Genomic DNA, 22,158 nt, shown 5'->3' with positions numbered 1-22,158 from the left:
GGTTAGCTTTTTTGTTTAGTATCAATTACTTCAACATTTATTCCAGCCATATTTTTCTTTAATTCTTCAATAACTAAATCAACACGCTTTTCTATAAACTGGTCTAGTGCATCAGCAGGCATACTTTCCAACCTTGACCATTGTAACAACTCCATTGGCAGAAGGTGATTGTTCATGACTGATTCAAATTCTGGATTAGAATCATAATCTTGAATGTAATTCAGTGGATTCTTATCACTGATTTCAAGGTTGGTTATCTGCGTAAGATAGGCAATATTCATTAGACTATTGTTATTTAGTTCGTTTTCTCCTGGATTTTGAGATATATAGTTTGTTGGAAAAATATGGTGCAGGTTTGGTTTGTCGGTTGAAAAGAAAAAATTATCCACAATGACGTTTCTGTCTATGTACTTCCAATCTTTCGGTTGCTTGCTTGCGTAAAGAGATAGTATTGCTCTTGATAATCGACCTTTAGAGCTATACGAAGAATTCCTTAAAGTTTCTTTATCAATTAAGAATCTGGGGAATGCATATTCCCCTGTGTTTTTTTGACTATCAAGAAATTCTATGTGTGAATTAACATCTCCAGTATTACTGAGCAAATCATCATGATGAAAGCTATAAAACCAAAAGTATTTTTTTAGATAACTGTAATCTGGGTTATCATTTTTGAAAAAATACGCTGCGATGGTTAGGTAGAAATACCTGTAAGGAATAAGTTGAGGACCTTTTATATTTAATGTATTTTCAAAAAAATCAAAGGTCTTGTTGATGGCTTTTTTTGTGGGCTCCCATATTTCTTCAATCTGCTCTGTCTTTATATCATTTAGATAGCGTGGAGTAATATTCCATATTCCCGACTTTTCGATATTCTCTCGAATTAATATAGCAATGATTTGAAGGTAATCAAAATCACTAATTTGCAAAAAATTGCTGTTATTCAACTTTCTGAAATTATCAATATATTCTCTCAGGTAAAACCCTTGTTCTTCACTAGATTCAGGCCTGAATGTTTTTGCAACAACAATATCAAATATATCTAGAGGTTTTCCAGCTTGGTTTATTCGTTCAAATATCTGACAAACCTCTGAAACCTGAATGCCTTTCAATTCAATAAATGACAAACGATAATTATCAAGAACTTGCTTGAGTCTTCTTAATTGTTCTCTGATTGGATGGTCATAATCTTTGTAATCATCGTATTTACTTTCAACCAAAGAGCGTTCTACAGAACCAAAATCATTTTTTATATCCAACAATTTAACGATAAGACCCGCATTGAATTTATTCTGCCGCCCTGTATTTCTTTTAAAGTTTCCAGCCTTATCATTGATTTCATCCCAATATAGAAAGCGTTTTTTGTAGCTATCATCATCGGTATCAGTTTCATTTTCGATTGTTAAATCAATATATAACGATGGATCAAAACCATCCTGACCTTCTATACTACCACCGTACAGTGATGTTAGTAATGATGTTGTTCTTTGTTGACCATCAAGAATATATTGATATTCGCTACGGTTAAATGTGCCTTCTGATATTTTATGACCACCAATTTTTCTATGATTTTGTAATTTTATATCAGTTTTCCAAACCAAAATACTGCCAAGAGGGTAAAATTTGTAAATGCTATCCCATAATTTCTTTACATTTTCTTTTTCCCATACAACATCCCTCTGAAATGTTGGAATCTGATAATCAAGGTTTTCCAGTTCATCTAAATATGTTGTAATACCTTTGTCTGTTGGACGTATCCTATCTGTAAAATTCATTCGTACCCCCGTATGTGTATGCTTTGTTTTTCATGGTCAACCACCATATTCCCAAACCAGTTATCACTATAGCGCTCACCTTAGTCATATTTCTCTTCCATAGGGAACCCAATGATAGTTCTCCAGCTTGAGCACCATTTGGTGCAGTGGCTTGATTGTAAGCCATATCAAAAATTATGCACATCATTTTGCCCCTCGTACTTATAACTTCTTTCTTTGTATCAAAACCAACATATCAGGTCTAGCGACATATGAAGTCGCTATCAATATAACTATATACTAATCATTGCATCATGAACCGATACAAAGCATAGCAAGCCGATTGCCAAAGCTTGCTTATAAGTTTGTCCACACTGCTTACACCATTGCATTTGATTTAACATAGATTCTGAAATGGATAATGGCGCTATATCATACATTTCTTGCTCACCAGCCTTCGCATTCAAAGTCTTTGCAAGTGCAGGCGCCGCTTCCTCATAAGAAAGTTCAGGTTCAAAATATAAAGAAATAGCCAACATACTATCCCAAATGGCAGACCTAAAACCTAGTGATACACCGCACTGCCCAATATAAGCTGCGCTAAGCGTTTCGATTAAAGCATCTGCTTTTGATGGCAAATCAGAAACCCAATGATAAAATTGATTGCGCTCCTCTGAAGTCAGTGCGAACTTCAGCATTAATCTGAAGAACTTCGGCAAATTTTCTTGAGATATTTCACCCCAATGCCCGTCAATGTGTTCAGCAAATAACTCCAATGGATCCTTTGTCACCCGCATGGATGGATATGATACACTAGACTGTAACTTGGCTTTACTACCGTAAACTTCCTTCAACACCCCTTGCAGATAATCAAATCGATTCCTGAATACCTCCCCATCACTGTCTTGTGCTTCATCTTCAACATACAATGAAAGAAATAGCGGCTCTTCATAAACCTTACTGCCCATGTATGAGATAACCAAGGTGTTTTCTGTTAAGTCAGCCGTAAACGCCATGCGATTAAAAAAATCTTTGGCTATAAGTTTCGAATCAAGCGGTAAGAAGGCAGTAACATCAGCGGCATGGGGTAAACTGCAGTTTTTCAGTGCGAAGGCTTCTTTCGTGACAACTAGATACTCACTTGCTTTCAAGTCATGCAAGGCATCCAAGGTTTCAAGCTTAGAAAATTCACTTCTATCAATATCAAAGGTATATATGTTCGTCTGAGAAAAAATTGAAACCAAATCACTTTCGTCTTGAAGTTTGTTTACAATGTCGTGAATACTTTTCATTCTTTTCCCCTTGGTCGAAGCTTACAACTATGAACGACGCATAGTGACGCACCCTTTGCTATAATCCCCCCCAAAGGAGAATATTATGAAGCTTGCCGTAATTGGATCACGACAATATACAAACATGGTGGAAATGAGCGCCAAAATAGACGGACTAACCCCCTCAACCATAATCAGTGGCGGTGCAAAAGGCGCAGACACACTGGCTAAAACTTATGCCACAAAGCACAACATCAACATGGTCGAACACAAGGCAGACTGGAAACAATTTGGACGCGGCGCAGGAATCATCCGAAACAGAACTATTGTGGAAAGTGCTGACCACATCTTAGCATTTTGGGATGGCTCAAGCCTTGGCACAAAAAGCAGCATTGACTACGCCCGCAAGCTGAACAAACCAGTCACCATCATCTACTTTGATTCAAAAGCTTAAATATAATCGCAGCCCTCAAGGTATGACTTGATACTTACAGGGTCAGACTTCAGTTTGGCTTCGCAATCAAAAGGCAAGCATTCTAACCACAGTGCACCATCAAACTTAAATCTTATTGACTCTACAAAAGACTTATTTTTTGGGTAAAGAAGGAACAAGCCCTTGCAGTTGTCACCATACTTTTTACCATAAGTATAAAGCTGGTACATATCACTTTGCGAAACGCCATGTTTTGCTTCATTCTCATCAATCATCTTCCACTTCGTATCCGCAACCCAACATTCATCACCTTTTCGAATCACAATATCAGGTTTCAATTGAAACTTTTTAGGGTCAATGCATAAATACTTTCGCTGCTCTTGCGTAGACACGCTGTACTCTTGCCCCAAACGTTTCCTTAACATCGCAGCCACATAATCCTCAAAGATTTTTTCCATAGGGAATAAAATTGAAATGGTTTGGGTGCGACCTGCCGATGGAACAGTACTTTCCTCATTCAGAATCAAGCGACACCATTCAAGTGGATGTTGATAATGTGTCATGGCTCGATTTGATTTACATTTAGAGAAGTCTTGCCGAATGTTTTTAGACACTGGCACATCGGCAAACACAAACATCAATTCTCGGCATAGCCTTTGATTGTTTGCATTCTGACTAAGCTTTGACACTTTCAATAATGCAGTGTGAATCAAACGGTTTTCAGGGCGATTCGGCTCATATTCATCATACGCACAAAAAAAGCGTTGCTGTTGTACGGCATTTACGCGTATTTGCTGATTGATTAACAACTTTCCCTTGAGAAAAGCTTGGTTTTCCTCTTTTGCCACATAATCCGAGCGAACACCACGCTTCACAAGCGTATTCACCTCTTGCAAGAAGTAAGTCATAAACAACTCAAGCAAGTGCATGGGTGCTTTATGCAAATGAGCATCACTACCCTGTTTGAAGTTCGCATCTTTGAGATAACGCAACATACGCAGTAATATTTTGCGCGACTGTATATTGCCTTCCTTAGTAGCGTCCGATATTTTAGGAAGTATTTCAATTTGCGTTCCACATGGGGTTTGCAATACCCCCACATAACTTTGTACCTGAAATAACCGTTTTCCTCTCCGCTTCAAAAATAAAGTATGATCATCCGAATACTGTTTGCTTTCTTCTTGCTCCAACAGGCCTTCAAGGTAATCAAAAGCAGATTGAGGGATAGCGACAGCCAGCCGACTACCCCTCACTTCTTTTTCGCCAAGCTGACCAACCCTTAAATAATCATACTCACGAAGCGTTACCTGCTTCATTTAAGAGACTTCACTATATATACCAAAGTAACTTTCTGCATGCTTCAAAGCTTCTGGATTGCGCTCATAAACCTTGCGCTCATCATCAGAACCAAGATCTACTTTAGGGCCAAAAAGGTCATTATATTTCACACTTTCTTTTTCAATCACAAATTGACGCTTGGAATTTTCCTTTTGATTGTCCCCAAGAACCATGCGTATCTTCTCCCAATCTTCAAAGAAGTACTCTGCCAGCAATGGGATAACTTTATTTTTGAAAATCGAGCTTAACTTATCTATCGTAGCGCTTTCTTTCAAAGACATGAAATAGGCATGCCCAATGGTATGCTCTCTATCATAAAGCACTTCAATGCGTTGATTTATTTTATTTAACATGTCCTTTAGGTTTAAATCAAATGAAGCACCGTCTTTCAATTGAACATTAATAATACCGTTATTACCAAAGTCATCAAACACCTCTGCATCAGGCATCATCTCTACAAACTCAAACCTACGCCTTAACGCAGTATCCATCATAGCAATAGAACGGTCAGCCGTATTCATTGTTCCAATAATGTGTAAATTGGATGGTACACCAAACTCGTCGCCAGAAACAGGCAACCGAACCGTCATTTCATTTGGTTTTCCAAGTCGCTTATCGTCTTCAATCAAAGTAATCAACTCACCAAAGATTTTAGACATATTCCCACGGTTAATTTCATCAATAATTATTACGTACGGGGCATTATCAAGCTTTTCAGGCTCTTCCGGAACCCCATAATTAGACTTTAGAAACTCCAAAATACCTTTTACATAACTGTAGTTATAGATTTCATTATCACCATTATACAGTTTGATTATGTTTTCAATACTTGCAGGATAATCTGCTATCTCTTTTTTTGTATCTAATGGGTGAATTCGGAATGTTCTTCCACCTCTATAAGTAAGATAAAACTTGTTGCCTCGAGAGGTTGCAAGCTCAATATCTTCTTCGCAATCAACCTTTAACTTTTGTATTGCTTGCTCTAATTGACTAGTTTTCGTTTGTGCTTTTGATTTATCACATAATCGTTTAAAAATACCATCTACAACAGAGTAACTGATACTACCTGAATTTGGATCTGTCTCAGCTCGGATACCCTCGATAAACTCTTCATAACCATAGGATTGATGGAAAGTTACAAATTCAATACGCCCATCTTCTTTTAGCTCTTTATAGCGGTCTTTCACAGCATCATAATCACCTTTAAAATCAGGATCACATATTTCGACAGCTTTTATCACTGTATTATATGTTTTTCCTGTCCCTGGAGGGCCATATAAAATTTGATTAATCCCTTTTTGCAAAGCTTTTTCAGTACCTTCAGTGCCCTTAGCTAAAGCTTGCTCATTTTTTAATTGATTACTCCAACAATCTTCTAACTTTTTCATGTCCCTAGTTAAATCTTCCTCTGTAACAAGAAGGGAACTCCCCAATGCATGCTTTTCAATAAGTTCCTTAATGTCAGGTATTATGGAGTCCAGTGATATTTTTAACGCTTCATCAAAATTCACTTCAAAAATGAAATAAACTGTTTTTTCATCATTCTGTTTCTTAACTTCTTTTATTTTAAAGCGTTTAACATTTTTTTCTAAATGAGAAACCACCTCACTATAAAATTTTTCTAGAATCTCAGTTTTTTCACGATAGCTAACCTGAAAGAAAGTAGCATCACTCTTATAATTATAACTCAAGTTGATGGTGGGAACCCTACTTTTAGTATCCAGCTCATTAAAGAAACCAAGTGCTAAATATTCCTCACTTCCATGAAAACAATAACCTGCTTTCACCCTTGCTGTTGCATTCTTTCGCAAAAGAAAAGTAAAATCTTGATTCTGTTCCTTATAATCCAGTAATTTATTCAATAGTTCTTTTTGGAAACCAACAATTTCCTGTACATTCATTTTACATCCCATCTTTCGTAATTCTTTGACCTTAGGCTAGCAGACCTATTTATTTTTCAGCATATTCGACAACTCTTTGGCAAGCATATCGAATGCCACCTCTTACATTGCTCACAAATTTAATACAGAATCCCTTTGGGATCTTTATCATGAGTCGATTTTATTTGACCTGATCACTTAGGGCACTTTTTCATTCCACAAGTACCACATATTGTCCCACGCCAACCACACTTTCCACAACTGTAATCATCATATGGATACGACTTTCCTGTTGCCTGCAACACGGGTAATTCGTGCTTTAGACCAAATCATTGGGTAATCCACCCATAAGTGCCTGCATTTATAAGTAGAAAACTGTTAAGCAGCTAACGCCAGCTTTTGCTTAGGCGTTATACCACCAAGTGCCATATTAGGTCGTTCGTTGTTGTACGTCCATAACCAGCGGGTTGCATGACGCTGAACTTCTTCCATCTCACTAAAGATATACTGGCTAAGCCAGTCATATCTCACTGTTCGATTATACCGTTCAATGTAGGCGTTTTGCTGAGGGTTTCCTGGCTGAATAAACTCCAATATAATATTGTGTTTCTTAGCCCAGTTTGCCAGCAAATGACTGATGTATTCTGGTCCATTGTCGCAACGAATGCTTTTAGGTTTTCCACGCCACTCAATGATTTGGTCTAAAGCACGAATCACGCGAGTCGCAGGCAATGAAAAGTCAGCTTCAATGGTTAAACCTTCACGATTAAAATCATCAATCACATTAAACAGCCTGTAACTTCGACCATCACTAAGTTGGTCATGCATAAAATCCATCGACCAAGATTCGTTGATGGCTTCAGGTACGGCTAAAGCCTCAGGCTTCTCTCTTTTTAGCCGTTTCTTTGGCTTGATACGCAGGTTCAATTCCAACTCCCGATATATGCGATATACACGCTTATGGTTCCAGCCAAACCCTTTGACATTACGAAGGAAAAAGTAACATAAACCAAAACCCCAGTTGCGTTGGTTATGCGTGAGGCGAATAAGCCAGTCAGCAATCACTTGATTCTCGGTGCTAAGCTTAGGCTGATACCTATAACACCGTTCACTAACAACAAAGGTTAAACATGCCATGCGAATACTGACACTACGGTTGCAAACAGCCTCCTTTGCCATGTATCGACGCTCAGAAGGCTTTACCACTTTTTTGCCATCGCTTCCTGAATAATCTCATACTTCAATCGTTCTTCAGCATACATTTTTTTTAAACGACGGTTTTCTTCTTCAAGCTCTTTGAGTCTAGACATCATTGACGCATCCATGCCGCCATATTTGCTACGCCATTTATAAAATGAGGCACTGCTCATACCATGAGTTCTACACAACTCTGGAACTGGAACACCTGCCTCGGCTTCCTTTAAAATATTGATTATTTGGCTATCACTATACCTTGATTTCTTCATCGTAAAATCTCCTGTTTTGATTACTAGAAAATTCTACTTATAAACTCAAACATTTTTCGGGGGGATTACCTCAAGCTTGCTATATGCCAACAATGCTTTTCCATACACCTTTCATATTTTCACTCGCAAATTGATTCCTTATCGCTTAATCATTATTCCGCAATACTTGAGAAGCCATCGCCTTTCTTAAGCGCGCTTCCATCGTTAGTTGGAAATACTCCTCATCTGATAAAGTTGTTTTTCCCTGCGTGTGTAACCCAACCACTTGAGCAAATAGCTTTACTTCATCTGCAGCAGAATAGCTGGGATGAGACTCCTTAAAACACTGATTAAGAACACTTTCTAAGCATGTAACACCTAATGCATGAACTATCTCAATTCGCTTTTTATGGGTCAGCTCCGACCTCTCAAACTCAGTTGAAGTAACATCTAAAATTTCTCGAATATACCATTTCTTAGAAGTTTCACAGTCCAACACATCAAACCCATCAATTTGATAAGCACCATCCATTGACTTATCTTTCATTTCTTCATTCATAACAACCTCTCCTCATACACTTTCATGTTTAGGCAACATATTACAAGCCCATGCGCCATATAGTGTCGCACATAATAAAGATAAACATCCTATCAACACCATTTTCAGACGATGACATTCCGTTTCCCTTGAGCAATTCCCGCCACATCACACCAATCATCCCACCTGTTTAGTGCCACAGATACATCATCAATCATGGCTTCCATTGCACTCGGCTTTAACCCAACAGTTTCACCAACTTTTAGCATATGTACTGTCTTTGGGTCTCTACCTTCACCTGCAATAGATGTTGTATGCTCACCATTGATGCCTTGAGAGTAGGTCAAATCATAGGCTGGGGCTAACCGCCATTCACCATGTTCATCCATCAAAAAAGAGAAGTTTTTGGAATGATCATCTCTGTTTTTAGCCAGCACATTAAACACCATCACCCGAAACGCCTGCTCCACATCTTTGGCGTGTCGCGTCAATGCCTGCGTCACCTTCAATACTTCCGTATAATCCAGCGATGGCATTCTAAAATCAGCATCAACCAAACCACCCAATGTATGCATATGGATACACTGACCATTCACACGGTCAAAGCGCTGAATACCAAACCATGCCTTGCCATGTTTATCTTCAAACAACCGTGTTTCTGGCATGACAATACCCGCAGCTTTTGCCATCAATGAATAGGCATACTCAATACGCCCTGTTTCAGGTGCGTCCTGAGCAGAGAAAAATTTGACCACCCAAGGCGTGTAACCTTCTGGCACTTGCCCATCACCTGAAATCAGGTATTCACCCTTGGTATGCACCAACACTTTGGGTCTTGCACCACCTGGCGACCCACCCGCCTGCGCCATCTCTGCCAAGCATTCACTTGTTTGACCTTCATAAATCGCAATAGCAGCTGTAGCCAGCTCACTTAAATCAATATCAAAGCCTGCCGTATGCATACGCTTTGCAGGTTTATAGCTCAATGCCCCCATCCCACGACTACCAATATACGCCAATCTATCCAAGGGCGATAAATACTGCACATCCACACCCAATGACTTTAAGTGTCTATCCATCAGCAACAATCCCCAACCATCAGGTAAAGAATCATTAAACACGCCAAACAATCCTTGCCAAGGGTTACTGGCTTGTGGTGTTTGTGCACCTGATTTCATGGGCAATAAAAAGGGTGATAGATTTAACCCAGCTTCTAAAAAAGCGGCATCATATTCAAAATATATTTTCTTCTTAAACGTTGCCAACTGACCAACCAATAAAGAGTGATGTTTGTGACCATTGTAATACACATGAAGTTCGCTCATCGCTTACCTCGCTTTGGTAGAGGGTTACTGCGCTTTTCTATATCTTGCAATGAGGCTATTTCGGGTAGCTCAAACAGGTCGTTCAGCTTATGCTCTTCATGCAAGGCAAAGGCAATGCGGAGAAAGTTTTCTAAGGTTATTTTTCCAGTTTGCTCAAAATTGCGAATCGTTTCTGGCGACACACCACTTTTTTCACTCAATGTCACCCGCTTCAAACCTTGAAAAAGGCGTAAATCTTTAGCTTTTTCACCCAATCGCTTCTGAGTTTCAGCAGGTCCACTCAATAGTTGCTGCATATCTATTGGTAAATTCATACCTACAACTTTCCCATAATAAAGACTATTGGTCAATAACTACTATTAATATAGATTGTAGAAAATTCATCTATCACCCCCAATAGCTATTGCTGAATGCATTAACGCCTCTATGCATGCTTTTGATTAAAATAACACTTCAGACCTTCGGTATTTCAAAACCATCAATACAATCAATAAGCAAACGACAGCACCAAAAATGGATACCGAAACCATCATCCACTGCTCTAAATGCACATAATATGCAGCGAACATACTTGATGCCATGGTGAACACCAACCATTGCAAAAGGGATAACCCTTCCACATTTCGCGTTTGATATGTGGTTCGCAACTGACCAACAAAACCCACTGTAAACGCAACACTTGCGACCGTGCCACACAATTGCCAATAATCCATTATTACACACGCTCCAAATTATTCATTCCAATCATTCTTCCTTAACCTTTTTAATTGTGAACGCTGGTTTTTATTTGCCAGTCGCTTTTGTATTGAAGCTTTAGACCGCTTTACAACTTTCCTTTTCTTCGGGGCGACCGTGCCCACACTTATCAACGCCTTTAAACGGTTTAACGCAGCTTCCTTATTCTTCGCTTGGCTACGAAACTGCTGCGCTTTAATCACAATCACACCATCCCGACTGATTCGATGATCATGATATTGCAACAACCTTTCTTTATCTTCTTCAGCCAATGATGATGCTCGAATATCAAAGCGTAAATGAATAGCCGTTGAAACTTTATTCACATGTTGACCACCCGATCCTTGCGCTCGGATCGCTATCATTTGCACTTCATCCTCTGCAATAATCACCTTTTCCATATCACGTCCTATATACCTCAGATAACAATATCCATGCGACATTCAATATCTTCTCATTTGAGCCCACTTATCAAATAGATATTTATCATCTGAAGCTAACCGTTTACCAAAGCTCACTTCAACAAGCATTTCTGAATAGTTTAAATTTTCCGAGGCAATATTACTCGGAGAACAAACCACTGAGGATACCCTCTCCTCCATTAAGTTACTTGTTACAAAAACAAAACTTTTTCGAAAGAAGTTATCATTCTGATTCTGAATTGAACATTCATTTGCACACGACTCCTTCTCGCAATGTAATCCCACCAGCCCTTGATCTTCCATGCCCCTCAAATAAGTTAAAGGCTCTTCACCTGCAAGTTTTTTTGTGGATTTCACCGCTCCAACAATCACACCAAAATCACACCCGTATTGCCCTTTGAAAAAGGTGGCTGTATTTTCCAATAAATGCTTCATTATTCTCAGATAAACCTGACAAGGAACAGCCAATTAAATGAAAGTTCTCAAACCGAGCGCCTAGCAAACTTTTCACCCCTTCTGGCTCAACAAAATCTTCAAACATATACGGCGTAAAACGAATCTTTGATGCAATCAGCACAGTATTAATACTTGAATCGTTTGAACCTGCTGCAAGGTATAAAAAACCACTTTTTGTAAGATATTCCCTGAGCAGACCTGAATTATGATTTTCACGATATTCAGTTAATACCAACACATCAGGAGAATGTATCTCTATGCGGTTAATTATAGCTTCTAGCCGATGAACACCGCCACCATTCCCGATGTTCAATGTCATTATTTTCTCTTTTTTATAAATCATTCTACCGTCTGCTTCAATTCACTTCATTTTAAAAGCTGAGCTATACCCTCTAAACCGCCCAACTTGATGCAGTTAGCACCAACAGGCACTTCGATATCTCTAGGGTTAATACGGATAAACTTAGAATAATGAAATTCCTTGTCATAAAGCTGTTCAGAAATCCTGCGAATTGAGGCAACAGTTGTACCTGCACCAACCTCTATAATTAAAACCTTCTTTTTCCTATCCCATACCTTCCGTTTCCATGATTCAAAACGCTTCCTTTGCCTTCGTTCCCGATCACATAGCCAGCCATAATCATCAAACATCATGACATTCGGTCTCGCAATCCTTCCACAATGTGGACAGCTAGGCATCAAAGTTGCCTCAAATCGTTCCTCATCAACTTGTATGGATGCTGGGTCGGCATCCCAAATATTTCGCTTACATCCATATATACATTGAAAATGCATCAAAGAGCCATGTATCTCATATATCTTGGATAAGTCAAAGGCTGCTTTTTGAAATTGATTATCCACATTGCTTGTAATCACAAAGTAGTCTTCTTTTTTCTCACACAGCTCAAGTAGCATACCAAAGCCAGCATGGGGTTGAATTGATATGTACTTATGAAAACGATGCCCATAAAATGCCCAAGCCAATTTCGGATCATTTCTAAACCACTTTGGATTAGCCATATCCTCAAACTCTAAATCTCTTCGCCCAAGCTCTGGGTATTCCTTCCATAAACCATGGGTTCCACGAAAGTCTGGTAACCCAGAGTCAACACCCATACCAGCACCAGCTGTAATAATGACAACCTCAGCATCATCTACAATATCTTGAATGGCTTTCATTACATATTATCCCAATAACCAGGCTCATCATGCTTAGCATTTTTCATAGCTAGCTCTAATTTGTAATACCAAAACAGAACATTGTGTATGCGTGGTTTTCCACATTCATCTTCTAAATAATTATTCAGAAGCTTGTATGTTTCATTAGCATCATCAAATTCAACATCCACATAAATTTCACCTTTATAACGACCAGAAATGACCACCATTCCATTAGTTGGCTGTGGAGGGAAACACATGCGATAAGAAATACCATGACTTTCCAAAAAGCTTATCACCCGTTTACGACGTTCATCCTGTTCCCAGTCAAACACATCTTCCCAATCTGCTTCTGCATCGTGAAAAGTAATATACAAAACATCGCGTTGTTTATCGCGTGAAATTTTATCAATCGTATCTAATATCATCGGCATAAGCTTTCTCCTTTTAAGGAAGGATAACATCCTATGCGCCAATTTATGTCGCTATGATATATTCAAATTTTTCGATTAAAATATTACCTTAGTAGTTCAAAATTTGAGTCTATACCACTTTCAAAAGGCTCAACCCAAATTGTACTGTAATGGTTCGGGTGTCATATGACCTTAACTTGGAAAAGCATGTTCCCCGCATTTACCCCTTTTCTGATCCTATACAATCGCTAGACCACTACAAGCTCTATTAGTCAGTAATTACCATTTATAGGAACTATACTTATGAGATGGGGGCATCCTTGTTCAGAGGCACGTTAACTAAATTCTGCCACTTTTCTGTCAACATTTATATTGCTATGCTGCTTTATACATTGTTGGATTGCATTTCGAACTTCATCTCTCTTCTGCCTTTTCAAAAAATTCAAACTAGCTGAGCCAAATGTTCCTGCTAAATTAATGTTATACCTGACATGCTTTGTTGTTTTCGATCGTGTTTTAGGCTTCCCACTAGCTGTATTTCCATTACTCACTTGAGATGTTTTACTCCATCTTTTTGTGTCCAAATATAGATTCTCAATTTCAGAAGCATGAATAGTAATGGTTCTCATGAGATTCCAGTAGGGAGCCATTAAAATTATTGCTAATATACTATTCTCAATATCAGATTTTGGAAAGGTAATCATTCCAGTTTCCAAATCAATTACATACCGCCTATTTGCAAAATAAATAAATATACTTTGAATAAGGATGACTGGCACCACAGCAATTGAAAAATAAACAAAATATTCGGCTACTCTTCGTCCTGCATCCTCAGGCAACAACATCAAAAAAAGAAATAACAAAACTGGTATCAGAATTATCAAACCAAAAAAATTGCGACTTGATAGCTTTAGTGCCATCCAAATATCATTAATAACATATTTATGCATTACAACTAAACTCCTGCTTTATAAATCAAATTACTTCTTTCGTTCCCACTAGGCTCAATAGCAATGATTATTGGCGTAACCCTGTAAACCTTTTCTATCTTTGTTATTAATTACCGAAATTGTTTCAGTTCATAATTTACAGTGCCGCTTGACGTTTATTTAGGCAGTATTTTCACTAACATCAATTTACTGCGTTTAACGACATCTAGTGTCTTTATCAGTTACCTTTTCAATATTGGTTCACTTGCATAAAGCATACACAAAGGCCTCATGGGAACTCAGCCCCTAAAAAGAAATCTTAATAGCTTCTATACTAAAAAATACTACATTACCCAAACTTTTATCAACAAGTCACTTAATGTTCCAACATATCTCAGTAAATCAAATCCCGAGACACCTATTCCGTTATGTTTAAAGATTCTCTTCTCCAAATCAGCTTCACAACTTTTACAACACCATACAAAAATAACAGGGGAAAGACGATTGTTTTTAACAACATCAGAGCCAATAAGGTGATAACACTCTCAAACCATTTTCCACTAGATTCCTTTAACTCTGCAATCTTTTCTTTCAAGGAATCAACAGGGTTCCAAGTAAAGCTATTTTCTGCTTCAGGTAGTATACATTCCTCACCTTTCAAGTTCTTTTGAACACATTCCAGCTTTCTAGTAATGTTTTCACGACTCTCTGTTACTGACTCTAAACTGGCTTCCAACGAGGTTAGCCTTTCCCTCTCTGCTAAAATCTCTGGTGTATCATCACTAGCAAACACATTTTTGACTACATCCACCAAACCTTCATCTGAGTTTAAAAGTGACAATTGATCTTCAAGTACTTGAACCTTATTTCTTTGTGACTCAAGAGCTGCTTTCTCTGTCGCAATTTGTTGATCCAGATTATCACCCTGAGCTTGTAATTCTAAAGCCATAGACTCCTCGTTCATCTCATCTGCTGTTGATAATGAACCTTTTGTAAACGTATTAATACTGTTTAACTTTCCCTCCATCGTACTTAGTTCCATCTTCTCTTTATGAATTTGAGTGTCGATAAAATAAGTATCCACAAGCCCATTCACCAATAAAACTAGAACCAAAAAGAATCTTAGAAAAACAAGAGTTATAAATGTTTGGAACGCATAGCTAAGAAACTTATGATGAACCCATTTAAAATAGAGATAAGCTGTACCTGCTATCGTGATAAAAATACTGAATATATTTTGCTGGGCAAGAACAATTAATATTTTTTGCATAGCTAGAGACGCTAGAGCATAAGTCATAACTTCTGAGAATCTCTCTATCATATCGTTAATTGGGTCTAACAATTCACCTGGAGAAAAAGATGCAACCACAATAGAAATATCTACACTCTGAAGCAATGATAAGACAGCATTGATTCCACGTGAAATTGCATAAATTGCTGCTGCGTTAACAATTGAATCATTGATGTGTGCTTCTACAGGCACATCAATAGTTCCTAACCATGCAATAGCTATAATTATGATAACCGAACAAGTTACTAAGATATTTTCTCGCCCGTTTAGTAACGAGACTTTAAATTGATTATTCACATGGTACCCTTTTATTTAACTAACCTGCTTTCTTATTATCCATGGCTCGACAAGCTGTTTATCCAAGCTTACATTAAACAAAGCTTCCGCCCTCCTAGTTTGTTTAATGGAGAGTCCGATTTGTATGGTACTTTGCCAGCGGGCACGGTATGCGAAACGGTTTCCAAATGCAAATCTTGGTCATCGAAAAAAATATGTGAATTAAAAGCTTTCAAAACTTTGCTTTTTTCCAAGCCCCCAAGAAAAAACATTTCATCCACATATACACCCCAGTGCCTTAGTGTGTTGATAACACGCATCTCAGATGGTGAGCTGCGAGCAGTTACAATAGAAATGCGTACTGGTGAAAATTCCACGCTAAATGGCAAGCGTTCTTGCAGGCGGGAAAGTTTACGCAGTAAGATGGCGTAGGGTCCATCTATCATAGGCTCATCCTTTTTGCTATCTTCGTGCTTCTCAAATGCTTGCAGACCCGCAGTTTTATAAACAAATTCACTACCCTCATCGAATAAAACCGCATCACCATCAAAAGCAATACGTACTTGTCCTTCAGGAACCTTCACATGGATTTCTGGTGGTTCTTTGAGAGTGGCCGCCGCACAACTACCAGCATCAATCACTTTTTGCGCATCTTTGGATCGTGTGGTTAAAAATAAATCCACATCAAATGTATCAAGATAATCCACCACAGATTCACCACCTGTGAAAGCATGCCGTGAAATAGGCAAACCTTTGCGGCGAATATTATGTAATACCTGCAACCCTGTTTCAGGACTATTGCGAGACATCACCACAACGTGTACCAATGGCGCTTCACCCTCTGGCTGGTATTGGTTCAGCCCAAGCAATGCTTCTACCAACGGCATGCCCGTGCCATCAGCCAAATTATCATGTTCGCGCTCAAGCATATAAGCTCGATAATCTCGAACAGCTGTTTCCTTGTCTTTTTCAAATGCGGCACGAAAAACTCTATCCGCTTCACTCAAATCAAATAAGGCAGTAGCTGTAATGCCAATAACCAAAGTATCCGATAAATCTACTGCTGCCATAATCTCTCCTAAGTCATAATAAGGTCTCTAATAAACCAGTTTAACTATTACAAAACTTCAATTTCAGGGTATGTGAAATAATTATATTTAACATCAAGGTAAAACTTATCCTCATCGCCTTTTTTCTGATTAAGTCCTTGACGTTGTTTTTTAAAAATTGGCAAGCTGTTTTCTTGGCTAGATTGCAGGTAAACCATTCCAGATGAATCAAAAATATTTTTATCTTCCTTATAAATCTTACGAACTGAATCAGTTCTGTTAGCGCCACCAACACCATCAATAATTTGATTAGTCAGCTTGCCGATTCCAGTTATAATTTTCTTTGTTCTTATATTCTCAACCGCTCGAATTAATATACCACCATAAACTTCATTCTCGTCACCTAGGGTAATATCAATCCCTTTACGTCTAAGAGCATCATATTTTCCAGATTCATTGAAACGATGGAAGTACAATCTTTGACTTTTTCTTTGCCTTGGGTTTTTGTGACAATAAACGTCAATATGATTAGCAGCATGATAATAGAACTCTATTTCTATGATACGATAAGCAGTTTTATTTACTTTCAATTCGGCACGATTTAACAATACTTTTGCAATCTTATCGAAGTCGGTCTGATAACCCTCTTTATTGTCGTGCTTGTTTATAAATAAAGCTTCTTTCATTTTATGTTTTCCTATAAAGGGAAGTGCCCCTAATTTTTCTCACCTGACTGTTAGTCAACAAATCAACTTGACCGTTATAAAATCAATCCCACCTTAATATCTTATCGAATGTTTCTTCTGATTGTTCTTTCATTTTCATAAAATAAACATATTTGGAGAAATAATCAGGGTCAGTTGGAGTTAGCATAGGAATGTCATAACGCAAACCATTTTGTGGGTTTACCATATTATAATAATATTTATTTTCTTCGTGTTTCGAGTAAAAAATTGGTTTTGGCGTATTTTCTGAATCACCTTTATCAATTGGTCTAAAAACTGCCATGCTTGCCTCCCCGTTTATTCTATTTCATTTGTGTGCTGACTATGTTTATAGAGAAACATATCACCCCTTGCGTCATCTAGTGTCTTACTAAAGCACCATTAAAGCAATCAGCCGAAAAATTTATTGATGCGCAATCAGATAAAAACTACTCATCGTTAATTCCTGCTTTACTAAACCAAAAAATCATCACCACCACAGCAAAACAACAGGCAAACCCAAACACAGACACGCTCAGCATAAGCCATTGCTCAAGATGTCCATAGTATGCAACAAACAATAATGATGCAGTGGCAAACACCACCCATTGAACTAACGACAAACCTAGCACACACTTCGTTTTATAAGTCACGCGAACTTGGTCAACAAAACCAAACGTGAACGACATCGCTGCAATGGAGCCAACCCATTGCCAACCATCAATCTCCATACTTAAAACACCCTTTCTAACATTGGTTTTTTCTTTCCTTTATATGTTGGGCTAGAGGTAACAATCGATACCTGCAAGTCTTTTGCCAAAGCAGACAAATATTGGCGTACTTCACCACCATCATCCAAGTCGGTTGCTTCCTGTAATGTTAGCCCATCGATAACAACCACATCAAAACAATTCCCTGCTTTATATTGGGCTCTACAATAGCTCACACAATCATTTAATTCATCTACACTTTCATAAAGATGCACACCAACCTCAGCCAAATCTCCCGTTGCTGCCGCAAAACTTCGCCAATCATCAGTCTCAAAATCACCCTTCCTAATTTTCTTCATCGGTACATCCGAGGCATAACTAAGTAATTGCATCCCCCATTCTTGAAGGTCAGTCTTACGTAGGAACACCAACACTTTTCGCGTGGATTTAAAGTCTGCTATATTGGCAATAGCCATTGACATCAAACATTCTCTATTATCTCGAGGCACTGCTCCTGAAAGCATATAAAGTCCTCCTTTCTTAAAGAAATCAAAAGCTGAGTTAAGCTTAATTTCAATAGTCTCAAATCCAATTGGCTCCGACCCTTTATCATTATCGTCATATCGCTTTTGCAGCTCCTCATATGAATCCATAAGTAAATCTTTTAAAGCATATCCTTCATAACTCATTTAACGGCCTCAACCTCCATAATAAAAATACCAACACGAACTTGTCTCTCAGGGTTTTCATCTGGGCAAACCTGCTGCACCACAGCTTCAAACACATTATACCCAGCAAGTAATAGCTTTGAGATTGAATAATTTTGAGCCCTTGGAATAAATCCAATCTTTTTGCCTTTAAAGTGAACTTCAACCGCACTGTCATCATGTTGGTTCTTTGGGTCTGCAATCAAATCTAGCTTTGTTCCTACTTTTAATTTTTTGAAAACAAAGGCACCTTCGTAGAACTTGAATCCAGTTATAAACATTGATTTATAGTGGAGATGCGCAGGCTTTTCAAACGTTTCTCGTGATAATTCTTTCGTCATAATACGCTCCTAAAATTTATTTTAAAAAGAGTATAAACTATCATGCGTCAACTTCTGTCGCACCGAAGCAATCCGTTACTTGTGATGGACTGACACTTTTATAGGCACGCTAACGCAGCTAATAATCAGAGAATTATTTTATCCACATTGCCTGTGAATAACTGGTAAATAGGATTTACCCTTTCAATGCATCGAATATTTGTTGGTTCATGTTATCAAATGATTCTTTCATACTTAAGTTGCTACTACTGGTTAAGTTATCATTGTGAAATATATACTGCCTTATCTTGTCAGAGAATAAAGGTAACACATACTCTACAAGTTCTGTTCTCTCTTTCTCAAAAGCAAAAGGTTTTACCAAAACTAAATCTACCAACTTGCCTTCTTCAATAAATTGGTTGCATAAAAGCAGTGTTGCCCATGAGCCAACAACTCCACCAATGCCCGCCATCACTACTACTCGACCTGTTTGCTTCAATGATAGGTCTAAACGTAGTCTTTGCATGTCTATGCTTTCTTGTATTTGCTCTTTTGCTTGTTCAGAATATTCAAGGTGAGAACCCGTTATTCTTAGTTTAAGCAAAGGCAACTTATGTTTAATATGTTTGACTTGATTAAGTGTTTTACCATCTCGATCAATGGCAATACATGTCGTTCCTTTGGGCAGTAATCCTATGCCGCATTCCAATATCGAAACACCACAACCTCCAATACCAATATATACCACTTCATTCTTCCTCTTTCTATTCATCATTAGACCTCAAAGAGGTAAAGGAAACACACCTTGCGCCATTCAGTGTCGCAAAGAAGACATCTTCATTAAAATATTGCTAGGTGCTCGATTGGATACTATGCTTCGGGCATGAATAATAAAGACCATGAGTATCTCGGCAAATTACAAGACTACTATGCGCTTCACCGCACCATTCCTTCACATAATGGTATTGCTCAATTGATTGGCATGTCCAAACGTGGTGCTGCTAAGTTTGTCGAGCGTATGATTTTTGCAGGTTACTTGGGCAAAGCACCAGATGGTCGTGCTGTGCCTGAAAATCATTTCTTTGCTCGCTCTTTTGTTGGCGCTGTGCCTGCTGGTTTTGCAAGCCCTGCGGCAGAATTGATGGGTGATTCGATTACCATTGATGAGTATTTGGTGGAGCACCCTGCGTCCACTGTGTTGGTGAAAGTGAGTGGTGAATCCATGATTAACGCAGGTATCAATGATGGGGATATGCTTGTGGTTGAGCGTAAAGCCACACCTGCCGTAGGTAGCATTGTGGTGGCGATGATTGATGGTGAGTTTACCGTTAAATATTTGCGCAAAGATAAACAAGGTATGTATTTAGAACCTGCCAATGATGCTTTCCCGATTATCCGCCCTGAATCAACATTAGAAATCTATGGTGAGATGGTTGGTTTATTCCGTAAAATCCATTGAGTCAATCCAGCAATTGGTACAATGCCATTGCCCATGTGGATGCAGATTGTTTCTTCGCATCATGTGAGCTAACCCGCCGCCCAGACCTTAAAGGGCAGCCTGTATGCGTATTATCCAGTCAAGATGCCTGTGTGGTTGCCAAGACCTATGATGCCAAAGCTATAGGCATCAAGACGGGTATGCCTGTTTGGGATGCCAAAAAGCTTATGCCTGAAGCGCATTTCTTATCGGCTGATTTTTATTATTACGGGCTAATTTCTGAAAAAATGTTTTCAATTTTTCGCAGGTATAGCTCAGATATTGAAGCTTACTCCATAGACGAAGGTTTTATTGATATGAATGGCATTCGCTCAATGTGGCGAAAGTCTTACCGTGAAATCGCAGACCATATTCGGGCAACGGTTTACAATGAAGTGGGAATCACGGTGTCTGTGGGTATATCCACCACCCGTATTCTTGCCAAGATTGCATCAGAAATGAATAAACCCAATGGCACAACAATCATTGCAGGAAGACGCATCAGCAACTTTCTCAAAGATGTGCCTGTGGGTAATATTCCTGGCATTGGTCGAAATCGAAAACAACTGATGTTGAAGTTTAATATCCATACTGCTTATGATTTTATCAATACACCTGTTGAACGCATTGATTATATGTTGGGTAAGACGGGCGTAGATTTATGGCATGAGCTGAATGGCACACCTGTGTTTCCTCTTGAGCTTCATCCTCCCATGCCCAAGACCATTGCACGAACCGCAAGTTTGGGTGCTGTAACCACCAACAAGGCACTGATTGAAAGACATCTAACTTATCACACTACAAGAGTGGTCACCGAGCTGGTGCGGCAACAATTAACCACATCATTGGTTAGCGTTTTTATCCGCCTCAAATCATTTGAGGCCGTTGGGCATAAAGTGCGTATCACACCAACCAATGATTACAGCAATATCATCCGCATTATACTCAGTATGTTTAAACATCTATTCAAACATGGTGAGCAATATCGGGCATGTGGTGTGGTTGCATCTGCCATTGCACCTGACACACAACAAGGCAATCTATTCACTACCTCGCTTCAAATGAACAAACAGCTTACCATTACCAAAGTAATGGATGATATTAATACACGATTTGGCAGCCAAGTCTTAGCGCCTGCTACGATTTGCAAAGCGGCTGTGCCAAGAGTGAAGTTTAAGTACCCCCTTATCATAGCGACTTAAAACAGTTACCTTAATCATACTCCCTATATCGTTAACCTACTAATATACTTAGTAAATTAATAATTGACGTAACATCGGGTGCAGATATAATCGGCTACGTTAGATGGATGTAGAATGATAAATAACCAGTTCATTGGTTGAAACTTAACCATTGAGATAAACTAAATTTCAGTAGCAGCTTGAAAGCTACTTGCTAATAAACCCTGTGATCGCTCGTGGTCATTGAGGCAAACGAAATTCCAGTAGTAGCTTAACGCTACGGACTGAACAAACCCAACGATTGTTCGTCAGTCATTTGGGTAACCAGAACTCTAAATAGCAGTTTGAA

The 22,158-nt window shown here is 38.6% G+C and carries 26 protein-coding genes; 3 read left to right on the top strand and 23 right to left on the bottom strand.

Annotated features, from left to right (window positions below; translation table 11 throughout):
* Window positions 1–2 precede the first annotated feature (2 nt).
* Together DM09_RS10590 and DM09_RS10580 are read right to left on the bottom strand one after the other, a co-directional pair.
* Window positions 3–1,772 carry a GmrSD restriction endonuclease domain-containing protein gene (locus DM09_RS10590; RefSeq protein WP_038250948.1) on the bottom strand — a complete coding sequence of 590 codons (1,770 nt, stop codon included), beginning with the start codon at window positions 1,770–1,772 and terminating at the stop codon, window positions 3–5.
* 272 nt (window positions 1,773–2,044) lie between these two features.
* Window positions 2,045–3,043: a hypothetical protein gene (locus DM09_RS10580; RefSeq protein WP_038250944.1), complete on the bottom strand. Its 999-nt coding sequence runs from the start codon at window positions 3,041–3,043 to the stop codon at window positions 2,045–2,047.
* A gap of 85 nt (window positions 3,044–3,128) precedes the next feature.
* Between DM09_RS10580 and DM09_RS10575 the strand changes: the two genes are divergently transcribed.
* Window positions 3,129–3,476 carry an SLOG family protein gene (locus tag DM09_RS10575; protein ID WP_038250942.1) on the top strand — a complete coding sequence of 116 codons (348 nt, stop codon included), beginning with the start codon at window positions 3,129–3,131 and terminating at the stop codon, window positions 3,474–3,476.
* Here DM09_RS10575 and DM09_RS10570 read toward each other — a convergent pair.
* The 21 genes from DM09_RS10570 to DM09_RS10465 all read right to left on the bottom strand — a co-directional run bounded on the left by DM09_RS10570 (window position 3,473) and on the right by DM09_RS10465 (window position 19,926).
* Complete coding sequence (locus DM09_RS10570; RefSeq protein ID WP_051938403.1) at window positions 3,473–4,771, bottom strand: McrC family protein; 1,299 nt, start codon at window positions 4,769–4,771, stop codon at window positions 3,473–3,475. The two genes, DM09_RS10575 and DM09_RS10570, sit on opposite strands and share 4 nt — an antisense overlap.
* Window positions 4,772–6,694: an McrB family protein gene (locus DM09_RS10565; RefSeq protein ID WP_051938402.1), complete on the bottom strand. Its 1,923-nt coding sequence runs from the start codon at window positions 6,692–6,694 to the stop codon at window positions 4,772–4,774.
* Window positions 6,695–7,051: 357 nt separating this feature from the next.
* Window positions 7,052–8,139, bottom strand: a protein-coding gene (locus DM09_RS10560; RefSeq protein ID WP_099098516.1) for an IS3 family transposase whose coding sequence is annotated in 2 segments (ribosomal slippage) — window positions 7,052–7,887 and window positions 7,887–8,139 — 1,089 coding nt in all. Because the reading frame shifts where the segments join, the coding sequence is not laid out codon by codon here.
* Between the two features lie 145 nt (window positions 8,140–8,284).
* Window positions 8,285–8,677, bottom strand: coding sequence for a hypothetical protein (locus DM09_RS10550; protein WP_038250937.1), 393 nt, complete (start codon window positions 8,675–8,677; stop codon window positions 8,285–8,287).
* 104 nt (window positions 8,678–8,781) lie between these two features.
* On the bottom strand, window positions 8,782–9,981 hold the full coding sequence (locus tag DM09_RS10545) for a type II toxin-antitoxin system HipA family toxin (protein ID WP_038250935.1): 1,200 nt from the start codon (window positions 9,979–9,981) through the stop codon (window positions 8,782–8,784).
* Window positions 9,978–10,295, bottom strand: a complete 318-nt coding sequence (locus tag DM09_RS10540; RefSeq protein WP_157753697.1) for a helix-turn-helix domain-containing protein — start codon at window positions 10,293–10,295, stop codon at window positions 9,978–9,980. The genes DM09_RS10545 and DM09_RS10540 overlap by 4 nt, the downstream gene beginning before the upstream one ends.
* 126 nt (window positions 10,296–10,421) lie before the next feature.
* Window positions 10,422–10,694 (bottom strand): SemiSWEET family sugar transporter, encoded by a 273-nt coding sequence (locus DM09_RS10535; protein ID WP_038250931.1) that lies wholly within the window; start codon window positions 10,692–10,694, stop codon window positions 10,422–10,424.
* 18 nt (window positions 10,695–10,712) lie between these two features.
* A complete protein-coding gene (gene arfB, locus DM09_RS10530) occupies window positions 10,713–11,117 on the bottom strand; it encodes an alternative ribosome rescue aminoacyl-tRNA hydrolase ArfB (RefSeq protein WP_038250930.1) in 405 nt (134 codons plus the stop codon).
* 42 nt (window positions 11,118–11,159) lie between these two features.
* A complete protein-coding gene (locus DM09_RS10525; protein WP_157753696.1) occupies window positions 11,160–11,573 on the bottom strand; it encodes a hypothetical protein in 414 nt (137 codons plus the stop codon).
* Window positions 11,518–11,937: an endonuclease/exonuclease/phosphatase family protein gene (locus DM09_RS10520; protein WP_038250927.1), complete on the bottom strand. Its 420-nt coding sequence runs from the start codon at window positions 11,935–11,937 to the stop codon at window positions 11,518–11,520. Before DM09_RS10520 ends, DM09_RS10525 begins: the two co-directional genes overlap by 56 nt.
* Before the next feature lie 23 nt (window positions 11,938–11,960).
* Complete coding sequence (locus tag DM09_RS10515) at window positions 11,961–12,773, bottom strand: SIR2 family NAD-dependent protein deacylase (protein ID WP_038250925.1); 813 nt, start codon at window positions 12,771–12,773, stop codon at window positions 11,961–11,963.
* The gene (locus DM09_RS10510) at window positions 12,773–13,186 is read right to left on the bottom strand and encodes a hypothetical protein (protein ID WP_038250923.1); all 414 of its coding nucleotides are present in this window, start codon (window positions 13,184–13,186) and stop codon (window positions 12,773–12,775) included. The genes DM09_RS10515 and DM09_RS10510 overlap by 1 nt, the downstream gene beginning before the upstream one ends.
* A gap of 314 nt (window positions 13,187–13,500) precedes the next feature.
* On the bottom strand, window positions 13,501–14,115 hold the full coding sequence (locus tag DM09_RS10505; protein WP_038250921.1) for a hypothetical protein: 615 nt from the start codon (window positions 14,113–14,115) through the stop codon (window positions 13,501–13,503).
* A gap of 397 nt (window positions 14,116–14,512) precedes the next feature.
* Window positions 14,513–15,682 carry a hypothetical protein gene (locus DM09_RS10500; RefSeq protein ID WP_038250919.1) on the bottom strand — a complete coding sequence of 390 codons (1,170 nt, stop codon included), beginning with the start codon at window positions 15,680–15,682 and terminating at the stop codon, window positions 14,513–14,515.
* Between the two features lie 68 nt (window positions 15,683–15,750).
* Complete coding sequence (locus DM09_RS10495; RefSeq protein WP_038250917.1) at window positions 15,751–16,731, bottom strand: 5'-nucleotidase; 981 nt, start codon at window positions 16,729–16,731, stop codon at window positions 15,751–15,753.
* A 47-nt stretch (window positions 16,732–16,778) separates the two neighbouring features.
* Window positions 16,779–17,396: a hypothetical protein gene (locus DM09_RS10490; protein ID WP_038250916.1), complete on the bottom strand. Its 618-nt coding sequence runs from the start codon at window positions 17,394–17,396 to the stop codon at window positions 16,779–16,781.
* An 82-nt stretch (window positions 17,397–17,478) separates the two neighbouring features.
* Window positions 17,479–17,718 (bottom strand): hypothetical protein, encoded by a 240-nt coding sequence (locus DM09_RS10485; protein WP_038250915.1) that lies wholly within the window; start codon window positions 17,716–17,718, stop codon window positions 17,479–17,481.
* 145 nt (window positions 17,719–17,863) lie between these two features.
* Window positions 17,864–18,145: a hypothetical protein gene (locus DM09_RS10480; protein ID WP_038250913.1), complete on the bottom strand. Its 282-nt coding sequence runs from the start codon at window positions 18,143–18,145 to the stop codon at window positions 17,864–17,866.
* Window positions 18,146–18,147: 2 nt separating this feature from the next.
* Window positions 18,148–18,813, bottom strand: a complete 666-nt coding sequence (locus DM09_RS10475) for a DnaB-like helicase C-terminal domain-containing protein (RefSeq protein WP_038250912.1) — start codon at window positions 18,811–18,813, stop codon at window positions 18,148–18,150.
* The gene (locus tag DM09_RS10470; protein WP_038250911.1) at window positions 18,810–19,172 is read right to left on the bottom strand and encodes an HIRAN domain-containing protein; all 363 of its coding nucleotides are present in this window, start codon (window positions 19,170–19,172) and stop codon (window positions 18,810–18,812) included. Before DM09_RS10470 ends, DM09_RS10475 begins: the two co-directional genes overlap by 4 nt.
* Before the next feature lie 175 nt (window positions 19,173–19,347).
* Window positions 19,348–19,926: an FtsZ/tubulin family protein gene (locus DM09_RS10465; protein ID WP_157753695.1), complete on the bottom strand. Its 579-nt coding sequence runs from the start codon at window positions 19,924–19,926 to the stop codon at window positions 19,348–19,350.
* 108 nt (window positions 19,927–20,034) lie between these two features.
* Between DM09_RS10465 and DM09_RS10460 the strand changes: the two genes are divergently transcribed.
* Both DM09_RS10460 and DM09_RS10455 read left to right on the top strand, forming a co-directional pair.
* Window positions 20,035–20,610 carry a LexA family protein gene (locus DM09_RS10460; RefSeq protein WP_038250909.1) on the top strand — a complete coding sequence of 192 codons (576 nt, stop codon included), beginning with the start codon at window positions 20,035–20,037 and terminating at the stop codon, window positions 20,608–20,610.
* Window positions 20,607–21,830: a DNA polymerase Y family protein gene (locus DM09_RS10455; protein ID WP_038250908.1), complete on the top strand. Its 1,224-nt coding sequence runs from the start codon at window positions 20,607–20,609 to the stop codon at window positions 21,828–21,830. Before DM09_RS10460 ends, DM09_RS10455 begins: the two co-directional genes overlap by 4 nt.
* The last annotated feature ends 328 nt before the right edge of the window (window positions 21,831–22,158 follow it).

It is taken from the genome of Ghiorsea bivora (assembly GCF_000744415.1).
Taxonomy (GTDB): Bacteria; Pseudomonadota; Zetaproteobacteria; order Mariprofundales; family Mariprofundaceae; genus Ghiorsea; species Ghiorsea bivora.
Note: the sequence above shows the minus strand (reverse complement) of the source record. Positions and strands in the feature narration are given on the sequence as shown.